General features: G+C 49.6%; 8 protein-coding genes. 3 read left to right on the top strand and 5 right to left on the bottom strand.

All coding sequences use genetic code 11. The features are described from left to right. Positions 1-338 precede the first annotated feature (338 nt). The 3 genes from ICY20_RS24900 to ICY20_RS24890 form a co-directional block, all read right to left on the bottom strand. Positions 339-1226, bottom strand: a complete 888-nt coding sequence (locus tag ICY20_RS24900) for a hypothetical protein (protein ID WP_194938867.1) — start codon at positions 1224-1226, stop codon at positions 339-341. Positions 1227-1372: 146 nt separating this feature from the next. Beyond that, positions 1373-4009 carry an ATP-binding protein gene (locus ICY20_RS24895; RefSeq protein WP_194938866.1) on the bottom strand — a complete coding sequence of 879 codons (2637 nt, stop codon included), beginning with the start codon at positions 4007-4009 and terminating at the stop codon, positions 1373-1375. 603 nt (positions 4010-4612) lie between these two features. Then, positions 4613-6019: a glycosaminoglycan attachment protein gene (locus tag ICY20_RS24890; protein WP_194938865.1), complete on the bottom strand. Its 1407-nt coding sequence runs from the start codon at positions 6017-6019 to the stop codon at positions 4613-4615. Positions 6020-6979: 960 nt separating this feature from the next. On the opposite strand from ICY20_RS24890, the gene ICY20_RS24885 reads away from it, so the two are divergent. After that, entirely contained in the window at positions 6980-7291 is a 312-nt protein-coding gene (locus ICY20_RS24885) for a helix-turn-helix transcriptional regulator (RefSeq protein WP_194938864.1), read from the top strand. After that, a complete protein-coding gene (locus ICY20_RS24880) occupies positions 7263-8342 on the top strand; it encodes a reverse transcriptase family protein (protein ID WP_194938863.1) in 1080 nt (359 codons plus the stop codon). Before ICY20_RS24885 ends, ICY20_RS24880 begins: the two co-directional genes overlap by 29 nt. Before the next feature lie 757 nt (positions 8343-9099). On the opposite strand, the gene ICY20_RS24875 is transcribed toward ICY20_RS24880, so the two are convergent. Beyond that, a complete protein-coding gene (locus ICY20_RS24875) occupies positions 9100-9711 on the bottom strand; it encodes a dTMP kinase (protein WP_194938862.1) in 612 nt (203 codons plus the stop codon). Between the two features lie 144 nt (positions 9712-9855). Between ICY20_RS24875 and ICY20_RS24870 the strand changes: the two genes are divergently transcribed. Further along, positions 9856-10887 (top strand): DUF6602 domain-containing protein, encoded by a 1032-nt coding sequence (locus ICY20_RS24870; protein WP_194938861.1) that lies wholly within the window; start codon positions 9856-9858, stop codon positions 10885-10887. Here the strand turns inward: ICY20_RS24870 and ICY20_RS24865 are convergent. Beyond that, positions 10868-12208: an LLM class flavin-dependent oxidoreductase gene (locus tag ICY20_RS24865; protein WP_159957518.1), complete on the bottom strand. Its 1341-nt coding sequence runs from the start codon at positions 12206-12208 to the stop codon at positions 10868-10870. The two genes, ICY20_RS24870 and ICY20_RS24865, sit on opposite strands and share 20 nt — an antisense overlap.

Here is a 12208-nt window from a genome sequence, read left to right as displayed (position 1 = left end):
CAGAGTCCGGTTTAGAGGGCTGTATACTCCTCAAAAAATTCGCATCGAGAAACGCCTCTTTACGCCTTCAGCGCCATTTTTGATTATGCCGAGGAAGCACCATGCCAGTTGACTGGCCTTTCTACGCCTTGACGTACGGTTCGTGCAGTAAAGACAGCCGGAGGCAGTAACTGCACAATTTCGGATATGGGGCAAGGCCCTCGATTACAGCCTTAAACGCTGGGTAGCGCTGACGCGCTACCTGAAAAATTGCGGCGAGCAGGCTTCTGTATGTATTGAGCTCTCGCGCTCGTAAGCACCTGCATCTGATCTCGGAAAAGGGACGAAGCAAATACTGGTTAAGGATAGCGATGGGGGTAGAGGTGTTTCATGCAGATTTCTGTCAGCTCCTGAGCATAACTCACTAAAAACCCGAGCAAGTCCTCCAAATTATAAGTAGATATAAAACTGAAATGTGGATTTTCGTGCCCTACCAGAAACACAAGTTCTTCCTTACTATCTTTAAATCTATTGAAAAACATACCTGCCCTGACAGTAAGAGCGTCTTTATCCTTGTCATTAACAGCTGCCTCAGTGAGCGCTCTGCGGATAACTTCATCCTTGTTTTCCACCCTCCCAGCATTATGCACTATCAGATGACGCAGCTTTGAAATCAAGCTAATTTCAAACGGAGCGTGGACGGCGCACTTATTACTAACTTCTATGTCTCGAAGCTCCTTGAACGCGTTCCTAAAGCTGACCAATATACTGCGCGGCTTATTTTTCTTATATTTAACTTGCTCAACATGCCATTCATAATTTTGCGTAGCAGGATCGACATTCCAAGCAGGCTTGAACTCTGAGGGCACCCAGAAATCAGGATCAGCAAATCCGACCGCAGCATAGATAGACTCCAGAAAGTCTTCAAAGCCCTCATAGGCTTCAGCGAGCACCCACTGATAGTGACGATTTCGATGCAAGTGAGCGGCTGATATCTGGTCACTCAAAAACAAGTGCTTCGCTCCGTAAGCAGTTGCATTCCCTGTACGGAGACTGTAGTAAAACATGTTGTTCATTGAGCGAGGTAATTCTTCACCCTCAAAGCTGTCGACGCGATCCTTTTCATCGCGCAACGCCCTCAACTCACTACTAAATCGCTGATTGATAGCCCGCCTAAGCTGACTGGCATCAATCATCTTATTCTTATATGCATTCAACGCATCTAATACTTTTTGAGCTTTCTCCATGAGACTAACCCCTTCCTCCATTCAAGGAACCCAATGATTACCCGGATATCTGTTCAACTTAAATACATCACGGCAGCCAGCCCCAAGCCCTCGCCAATATGTAGAACATCCAGCTGCACGCCTTTGCCCATCAAGTGAAACCAGCTCTAGGCGCGCTTAAACCGATGGTTAAAATGGCGTTGGAGTTGATCAGCCTCTTCCCAGCCTAGGGCCTTCATGGCGAGAATTTCATCGCTAATCAGCATAGTCGTTTCAACGCCTCCCACAATAATAGCGGCCCTAACCGTCTTCACCCGCTTTGCTCGACTCTCATCCTCGTCAAAGGTTGCAATGATCATCTCCCCCAAAGCACTTCTGGTGCCCTCATCGAGCTCAGATGTAGCAAGCTCAGCGACCCTCCGCACCAAACTCTTGTGGCGTGAGCTCCATACCTCTGCCCCATGAAGGACACTCATGACTGAACGGATCAGGTTGCACGAAAGCTCAGGTATTCTCATGCGTCGAGAAGGTGAAATAGCAGCATGGAGAATATCTATATCGAGGGAATCTGATTCGAGGTATGCCTGAATCATTGGCTGCAACCGTAATGTAGCCCCGCGCTCCCTGGCACTGACCCCAAGCTGCAGGACCGCAAGTGTTTCCTCGGCTGGAAAGTCGTGCTTCATCACCCAGTTTGCAGTCTGCTCAATAACTGCAAGCTGCTGCGCAGGCGAACCAAGGTCCTGTACTCGATACACAAACCGACGTCGGCCGGGAGCATTCGGCTCACTTTCGAAGAATTCGAGGATGCGCGGATAGAGCTCTTCATAATCTTCACGCCGTCTAAAACTCAGTGCTAGGCCAACGTCAACACTATCTATTACGCGGTCCGCCTTCGCGGCAGCAAGAAATTTTTGCGCAAGCGCGGGTTGGCCGAGCGACACGAGCATCTTCGCCAAACGATGAGCATCCGAGAAAGAAGCATTATCGAGTAGTTTGTGAATAGCTGCGGCCAAGAGTTTGCGTTTCGATTTCACATCTTCTAACAGATCGTCATCAGCAAGCACGTCCCTGAGTAAACGGACCACAAACCTTCGCTCCGCCACGATCTCTGAATCGCACGCCTCGCAAAAATAGATTGTACGATTGACAACGCTCTCATCCTCATTTTCGATAATTGCTTGAGCGACCAGAGAATGGCCGACCTTTAATCGAGAGACTCCATTTTTTGTCTTTTGAACTGCCACTAACCCAAAGAAGCTCTCGTCTTTCCAGAACGCCACCCCATCGGGTCGAATGCGTTCGAACAACGATAGTGGAGCCGATTGGTCATAGCGGCCAGAAATGCAAAGGCCCAAAAATCCATCGAATGTCAATTTACTGCGCAGAGGCCGGAGAATGTTAGCGGCAAATTCATTCAACGAACCGCCTTGCAAAGTTAGCGACAAGGCCAACAGTTGCCCATGTTCCATAAACCTTGCGACTTGTCCATTACCCACCTGCGGGGCAGTATTTTGATCTGCGCCGACAAGGCGGCGCAGATCTCCAACAAGCTCATCTGAGAGCGGCCCCAGCCGTACAGGATGGACCGCGAGCATGGTCACTTCTGACTTCTGGGAGAGGATCACAGGCCGACTCGTTCCAACGACACACAATCCAGGCCTAATATGACGCTCCAGCGCTTCAACGAACTCACGATGGCGCCATACATCATCGATTACCAGTAGCAGTGGTTTGCTGGAGAGTGCCAGTAAACTAAGAATCGTTTTCCAGTTCGCATCCTCCACCTCACCGGGTACGACAACTTCTAGCACAAGGTGTGTTCCTGCTCGATGAGCATCCCAAGCAATACGACGAACCAGCGCGCTTTTCCCGGTGCCTGAATTTCCCTCAACGACAACCATTCCGCCCGAGATCTGAACGTCGATCAACGCTTGCCGGACTCCTGAAACTTCAGATCTTGATACATCTAGATCGTTGGCGACTGCTGCCCATAAACTTTGCACCGCACCATGAAGAAATGCAGTTCGCATCGAACTTGTCAATTCGAGAAAGTGCTGAGCCGGCAACAACCGACAAGCTGCTCCATCCTTACCTGGATGCCCATCTGGCAGCCCCACTAGGTTCTCGACCACATCTGAGAGCTGAAAGGTCGCCCGCGGCACCAGCGCCGCCTGCAACCTTGCAACACTGGAGCGAACGTGCTCGGGGGGTACCCCAAATCTCACGAGATTCCAAGACGCTTGGGCATTTAGGTCTGCTATCGCATCTTCATGGAGAATAATCTCGAACGTTGCATGCTCCAAAACTTTGACCAGGCACTTAAGCACCTGGTCCTCGTCCAAGCCTTCTCTGTATTGCGTCGAAATCAGCGGTTTAATCGCCTGCGCATGGTCCTTAACGAAAACTCGTCGAAAAATCTGAAATGCACTCTCCTCATAAGGAGCACTTGTGCAAACTAGGCGAAAACTAGGGGAGTCCTCACCATGGCTCCCTCGAGCGGTGGCTGTGATGAGGTCCCGTGCAAAACCAGCAATTACATCTTTAAGCTTCGAGTAGCTGAAACTGCCAGGCTGGTGATCTTTTGCCTGAGTCAAGACCTCACGATTTCCAACAAACCTGAGGTCAATGTCCTGAGCTCCTTCGTACCGCAGCTCAACAAGACCCTTTTCGCCCGTGAGCAGCCAAGTAAGCCTGACCAGCGCGTAGGCCTTCTGGAACGTAAATCCCTTTTCGGCAATGGCGCCCCCTGTCCGAGGTTTTGTATTTAGATCCTTGCCATCCACTGACCACGCTGAACGCATGCTTCTTCCTTAGGAATATCTGTAAGTCAGCAATCCACCCCCGCCAAGCAGGTTTCTCGCCCTCAGTGGCGCTAACAATACAGGAATATGTGCCAGCCAACGATAAAGCCTTGGTCTCAGCTGCTTTCAACCACAACCAATACACTTGACCAATTCACAGGCATGCCTACCTTCTCGCTTGATTTGTTCTCACGAGGCAAGACGCCTAAGGCCAAGACATAACGGACATCGCCGCCCAACATTCGGCACTGGCCCGCCAATACAACCGCTACCGACGCGTGGCCTGCATAAGCATCGCTGCCATAACTTTCACAAACCAAGACCATTTGCCAGAAGCGCTCAAACCTACCCTCTGATCGTCAAAGGCGCATTTGGCTGCTTAGCACTCATGTTAGTGGCATCCCACTGAGTACTTCGCATCGTCCATCTCGCCGCCCCAGCGGAAGACAAACATGAAAAACGCCTTCAATAAAACCAAACGAGAACGGATCAATTAATTCGCAGTATATAAAATGGAGTACGGCCCATTGATTGTCGCTAAAAAACAGAAAAATTGAGCTGAAGGAGCACCAAGCAATTATTTGCTTGGCGCTTTTCTAAAAGTTAAACGCCTCTCTTATTTTTCATTTTCTCCCACTCCTCGTCGTCAACCACATTCAAAATACTAGTAGTGGACGAGTAAGGATGAAACTCAGGCAGGTTACTGACTATTTGGCCATCTTCAAAGAAATGATGGGCTACAGAAGGAAATAGCTCGGGATTTACCGGATGCAGAGCGTTGGGGTTATGAAACATTGAAAGCCCCTCGGCCCAACCTTCATTGCATTCACTTGTAACGCGATAAGAAAATACCTTAGGAGCTGAAGCATTCTCATTGTGATCATAACAAAAGCCCTTGCGGATCAGTATGACATTGTCAGCGCCAAAGCCTGCCTGCGCCCCCATTCTATTGAATTTTGAGATCGTACCACTATTAGAAAACAACACTGCACTTACATATTCAGCGCCTTCTTGTAAGAAATAACCCGACGGAATTTTTTTTGCTGCGTGCTTATGGTTTTCAATGATTACAGGATCTATGATCAATGTTCCGTTTTCGTCGTAGTGGAAATTATGACGTACACCGTAAAGATAATTTGGCAGGGCAGTTGAACTCCAAAGCATCGATTGCTGGTCGTGGAAATCCGCAATCGCAAAAATTAAAGGATTGCCTGCGACATGCTCATGCTTCCAATATTCCTTCTTGAGCTTCGAGTAAAGAGGACTGCCAAATTTTATCGGCATCTCATTCATTGTCTTTTCTAAAATCTGCTCATGGGTCATTGGCTCTGAGGAGCGGCTTGCCTCTTCCGCGCTTAGAGGCTTAGCACGACCTACGATAGTAGCTTCCACACAGACTTTTTGACCATATTTTTCCAAGTTAAAGTCTGGTGCATAGAAAGATCGATTAAACTCGAATCCCTCTTCAATAAAGTATGCATTCAGATAGAGCTCCCAAATTCGCGCATCGAATCCTGCGGACTGAAACTGCTCGATGAAATTCCCGTCTATATCTATGAAATGAGGCATCATTTCGTCAATGATACCCTTGGCAGCGGTAAAACCTGGTGCTTCGCTAAGCTTTCTAAAGAATGGATGTATTTTTTCGTCGGAAACTACTATCTCGAATAAATCGAGAGCTTTCCCTTTGTCCCGTTGAGGGAACTCGGTTTTTCCAGAGTTGGTGATCTCGATAATTTTATTAATCAAGGCTTTTTCGGCTTCACCTTTACTCTCAAGGCATGAGCCGACATCGAAAGCTCTATATCGGCCAATTTCATCGCGCCCTAAGGTTACCCATGCATATTCATCATCAATATCGTGGAGTAATACGCCGAGAACTGTCTCATCTGGGTTGGCGAACCAACCGATTTCATTGCTGAACAACGCTGCGTTGGGCTTGCGAGACGGCCCGACTAGAGCGCTGAATCTCTTTTTATCAATGGTATTGACTTCGACTTGATCGTTCACATAGCACTCCCTGTGTTTTTAGCTGAATTCGAATTATAGCCACTGGCCACTGAAGTGCAGCATTCGACCTATGTTCTAAATGCCTTCGCCCCAGCATCCTCCCTATGCCCAATTAAAGCCCTCCACACCCACGCCGCCCACCATAGCGGCGTGAGTAATTCTGGCCCCCGCAAAACCTGAGGCGCCCCCATGCGCCCGCAATCCCCCGCAACAACCCCGACACTGCCGGGGCAATCCATGACCTACCAAGACCTCAACACCGGCCTGCAAATATCCTCGCCACCCTCAGCCTTTACACCTGGCTCGCAAAACGCCATGCCGAAAGTGCCGTTTTGTTGCGGGCTCTCAGTTTTTTAGAAAGCGCAGCGCTTGTCTGAAGGACAGCAGAAAAGAGAGTAAGGCAAATATTTCCTGAGCTGTAGCTGGAGCAAGCCGCAGCCCTTCGGACTAAAAAAATTCGCTATTGGCGAATATTTTTGACTTATCGCGAAGCCTCGGTTAGCCTGCATCTGCGGTAAGGAGATCATCTCGCTGTTGTGAGGGCTTCGGTCCAGTGGAGGCTTGCCTCTAAACCCTTTCCCAAGCGCTTCGGCACCCGGCAGCACAGGGATCCGGAGACGTGGGGATACTGCTTCCGTGCGAGTCGGAAGCAGGTGCTCAGAAGGGGGGAAAAGCGTCGTTTGCTCCAATTTTCTATCCAGTTGCATGCGAGACCTTCTCAACGTCTGAGAGGGGCAACTGAGGTAAAGCCCATGAAAATTGAAAAACCCGCCAAACGACGTTCGGTTGTTAGAAAACGAAAGATTGTTAAGTGGTTAAGGCTGATGATGTGGACTGTAAGGTGGATCGAATTTTTGTTTCCTCTGATCGACAAACACTGGCCAAAACTAATGGAAAATCTTCGTGAGCTCTTCTAATGCCTAACCCCCGCTGTTGTCACTTACTAATGAGGATGCTGTGATGCTGAACCAGGCATTACGCTTGATTCGAACCTACCACGATCTGTCGCAAACAGAGCTGAGTAAGGAACTGGGAATCTCGAATTCCCACCTTTCCGAGCTAGAGTCAGGCAAAAAACAACCGACTATCGAATTGCTAGGAAAATACAGCAATCGATTTGATATTCCGTTATCATCAATACTGTTCTTTTCTGAAAATCTCGACGCGCCTAAGCCGTCAGACAAATTGCGCGTGGGCGTAGCTAAAAAAGTAATTCATCTTCTCGAATGGATTGAAAATAAAAATGAAGCCAAAGCGAGTAAAAAAGGCTAAGCAAGAGAAAAAGTCCTATGAGATATCACAAAGCGCGTTGTACAAAACCACTTCACGATCGAAGTTAGCAGCTATTCTCTCTCTCAGCATCCATGACCTTCTATGTAGCATAGGAGATTACAAACGCTTTGAGATGACTCCCAAACCTGATCCTTTCAAAATTGGCAAGCCATCTAAAACTCGCTGGGTGCAAAAGCCTAAAGGAAAACTACTAGCTATTCACGAGCGCATTCTGAAGTTACTACGTTGTGTCAAAGTACCTGAGTACATGCAATCAGCTTTAAAGGGAACGTCATATAAGAGGAATGCTGAACAGCACTTGAGTGGCTGTATGGTGGCGACGCTAGATATTAGCAATTTTTTTCGATCAACTAAAAAGTCTCATGTGTTTAATTTTTTCAGGGATCGGCTTGAGTGCCCAGGCGACATAGCCAATTTTTATGCCGAACTCGTTACTTGCGATGACTGCATCCCGACGGGGAGCCCCTTAAGCCCCCTACTGTCGTTTTATTCTAACAAGCCATTATTTGACGAACTGAGTGTCTTGGCGAAAAACTCCAACCTACAATTCACTTGCTATGTTGACGACCTGACATTTTCGGGCTCTCACATAACCCACGATTTTCTATGGGAAGTCCAAAAAATAGTGAAAAAACATGGACATGTGACAGCTACCAAGAAAACACGTCTTTTCGGGGCAGAGGTTCCTAAGCATATTACTGGCACGGTGGTTGCTGAGGGGGTATTGAGAGTTCCCAATGCTAGGTTTAGAAAAATTAGATTAATTAAACTGGCCCTCGAAGGAAAGCGCGATAGCTTTGGCCTTACCAAAACTCAGATGGAGTACAAATTGAGTGGATTACTAGGTGAAGCAGCATACCTTGATAACGATTTCAAATCGTTGGCTGATAGGTACAATACGACCATTAGAGAAATTAATTTGGCGTCACTTGGAGACGGTAAGTATCGACCATCTCTTAAGGCTACAGACTTGATTGACGATAAATTCATACCTCCATGGGAAACGGAACAAAGCTCTAGCAAGTCTTAAGTAGCTTTTCGTTAGCAAGGCATGCTTTAAAAGCTAAAAATGCTTAGGCTGAACATCGTTGCGCCGTTTCAGAAAGTACAATTATTAACCTGCACTTCTAAAATATTCAGCTTGGCAAGGCAAACACTTCCCACCGATCGACATTGTTAATGGTGTTCAATTAAAGTACTCTCCGTAGTGACTATCTCCATTTTGACCTGTTCTCTTTCCTCTAGATCACAATACAAAACCGCCTCAGCATCCGTATAAGTACTTGAGATTCTAGGTGCTTTCACCATATGATCAAGCAAATTTATTTCTGCGCGAGTTTCATTTTTAATGAGTAATACGCTGAACCTTCTCATCTAAATCCTCAGCTGAGTAACCATCATACTAATCGAGAGTCCCTCGACAGAGCATTGATGGAGTCCTTCGACCAATGATTGTACTGTCTATCAAACGGTTGAGATTCCGGAGAAAAATAATCACTTCCTCATTAAAATTAACGTCCAGCATAAATATGGTGTCCTCGCACTTTTCTGCAATTTTGCGACACTGTGAGTCGGCCCAAGCTTCTTAGAAACTTCTTTGCCTTGAACTGAGTCCAGTAAAGTCAGGTTTATGAACGTCAATCGATGAACGCCCGCATTCGTTTCGAGGACTTTGAGTCAGCAATCTCCGGCCCGTGAGTGGCTTATGAACATATGACATCACCCACTTGTTAAATTGTGTATTAGGCTACACATGCTTGCAGCAACCTCTGGCTCCCCTTTGACCATCACCGCCAGACTTTACCGATCTCAGCCACCACCTGCCTCGTTGCGTCTTCGATCGTTCCTTCATTACGGCACAAAACCCAACCCTGACCTGCAACAGCCTGTTCGAACATCTCGGTACACGTGACATGTTCTGCGTACCTTTGTATCACCGTGCCGCCCAGCCCCCGTGATCGTGTGGCTGCCCGCGTCCAGGAAACATCCGGATCCGTGATAACGCCCACGTGCAGGTCAGGTATTTGCACGCCCCGTTCCTTGTTCAACTGCAGGATCTCTGCAAACGGGATTGCGTGGCGAAATGCGGCATCAGACGGATACCAGCGATCAATCAAGATGATGCTGTCTAGCGGCTGCTTCGTCAGCACATGCTCGGAAATCCAACGGCGGCTTTCAGCAAATCGTTGGCACACCACCCATTCCAGTTCCCTAGAAGGATTCCTGACGAGGTCATTAACCAGAGCCATGGTTTCACCCCGGTCAGGGTCGCTTTTTCTCTCACACAGCCGCACGACTTTCTTGTTGTCTGCCCTCAGTGCGCCCGTGACCGTCTCTAGCAACGTGGTCTTGCCGGTGCCCTTAGGCCCATCGAAAGAGATAAACAGCGGACGATTCATTATTCACATAGCGATTTAGACATTGGTGAGCACTCTAACCGCATTTACCCCGTGAAGGTTCGACGTTTCGCTGTGGGCTTGTGGCTACGCCGCCACGACGCCACTATGTGCCCATGCTGGTTTTGAACACTAAGGTGCCCGCCGTTGACGTCTACCAATAACCCACTGGAAATACTGATCACTAAAGCCGCCCACGAATTCATGAAGGAGTTTGAAGATGCCAGGGCTTTGTTCAAGGATGAAGATGCCCATAACAACCTGACGCATGCAGGCGAATTTGGTAGTTATCGCGAGCGGATCGTGGCGTCGCTCATCAACAAATTCTTGCCCAAGCATTTTTCCATCGGTGATGGCTTTGCGGTCAACACGGCGTCAACCCGAACCAAACAGATTGATCTGGTGGTGTATGACGCGGAAAACACGCCGACACTGGAGTCTGCGGGCGCCAGGTTTTTCCCGTACGAAACCGTGGTCGCGTTAGGTGAGGTGAAGTCGACTTTGGACTTTGGGAGCTTGAGGAAAGCCATTGATGTGATGCGCGACAACAAACGCATCAGGGAGTGTACGCCGAACAACCCCTTCCCCATCAGGCCTGCCGGCTTGTCTGAGTCGATCATTCATCACCTGACGACGGTCGCCCCTGACGAGTTCAACAAGTGGCTGGACTTTACCCACCTGGAACAAGCATTGAGTGATTTCAAAGGTGGCGTGGCGCCAAGCACGCCTGCGCAAACCCAAGACTATAAAAGCCTGGTGTTCAATCCGAAGTATTTTGAAGAGTTGAACGTGGTGTCCTTCCTGGTCTGCGACCAAATCACTGGTTTTCACACCATGAACAACTGGCGCCTCAGCCAGATGCTGTACGACCGTGATACCACCAGCGAACATATCGGCTTCAACCTCATTCTCAGCATTCAAGACGGTTTGATCCTGCATTCCAATACATTGGCCGGCGGCTCAGGGCTCACACCGTTTCCCAAGCACCGCAACTACAAATCGGTGATCTCCATATTTAAGACTGAACCCGGTGATGTTTCACACGTCGTGACCTTTGTATCCATGCTCTTACACGCGATCTCCCGCACCGCGATCTTCGAGTTCTCGCCCCTGCCCTATCTGGCTGAGCTCAACGAAACGGTGAAGACGTCGAAAAACTTCAAGCCCCTGTATCACTAATTGCGCGCCCAAACCTCGGAATCTGCAACCCCAGGCTTTCACGCAACGTCGTCCCTTCATACGCCGTGCGATACACCCCTCGCGCTTGCAGCAAGGGAATGACTTGCTGCGTGAACCGCTTGAACTGTTCCGGGTGCCCGATGTAAATGTTGAAACCATCCACGGCCCGTGCTTCAAACCAATCCGCCATTTTCTGTGCGACGGTGTCGGCCGTGCCAACAAATGCGCCCGGTCGCAACTGCCTCCCGAACTCAACCGCCTGGCGCAAGGTAAAGCCTTTCTCCCGCGCCTGGTCGGCGATGCGTTTGGCGGCAGTGAAAAAGCTACTGCGTGCTGCTTCCAGGCTTTCTTGGGGGAACGGCGCATCGAGGTCGTATTGGCTGAAATCGTGCCAACCGAAATTACGCCCAAACTCCTTCAGCGCGAGTTCAAAGCTATGGTCGGCCTGATGGTAATGCTGCTCGATTTCACGGGCGTGGGCGTCTGTATCACCTACGTAGATTTCAGCGCCGGGCATGACGAGTAATTGCTCCGGGTGACGACCATGCTTCACCGCCCTGCCCTTTATATCCTGGTAAAAAGCCTGGCCCTGTTCGATGCTGGCCGCGTGGGTGAAGATCACATCTGCCGTGGCGGCGCCAAGATCACGGCCTTGCTCCGAGTCGCCGGCCTGGAATATCACCGGCTGGCCTTGAGGTGAGCGTTGGATGTTTAGCGGGCCCACCACCGAAAAGTGCTCGCCGCTGTGATTCAAACTGTGCAGTTTGCTTGAGTCGAGAAACTGGCCCGTGGCTCTGTCACGAACGAAAGCGTCGTCTTCGTAGGAATTCCACAGCCCCTGCACCACCTGAACGTGTTCAGCCGCGCGGCCGTAGCGGGTGTCGTAATCATAGTGCTCATCGCGACTGTAATTACCCGCAGTGCCCGCATCGCCGCTGGTGACGACGTTCCAGCCGGCGCGGCCTTTGCTGATCAGATCCAGGGAGGCCAGTCGCCGTGCGACGTTATACGGCGAGTTGTAGGACGTGGTCAGCGTGCCCACCAGGCCCAAATGCCGCGTGCTCACCGCCAGTGCCGATAACAGTGTCAGCGGCTCCAGGCGATTGAGGTAGTGGGAGGGCGAACCCGGTGTAATGAACTGGCTGTCGACAATAAACATCAGGTCGAACAACGCCGCCTCGGCCTGACGTGCAATGTCGATGTACCAGTCGATATTCACGCTGGCATCGGCCGGTAATTGAGGGTCAAGCCACAGGTTATGGCGACCTGGCCCGCCGCAGCCCATGGTCAAGGCGCCGAGTTTCAGCTGTCTTTTGCTCAT

The organism is Pseudomonas pisciculturae, assembly GCF_015461805.1.
Lineage (GTDB): Bacteria > Pseudomonadota > Gammaproteobacteria > Pseudomonadales > Pseudomonadaceae > Aquipseudomonas > Aquipseudomonas pisciculturae.
This window is presented reverse-complemented; position numbering and strand designations above follow the sequence as displayed.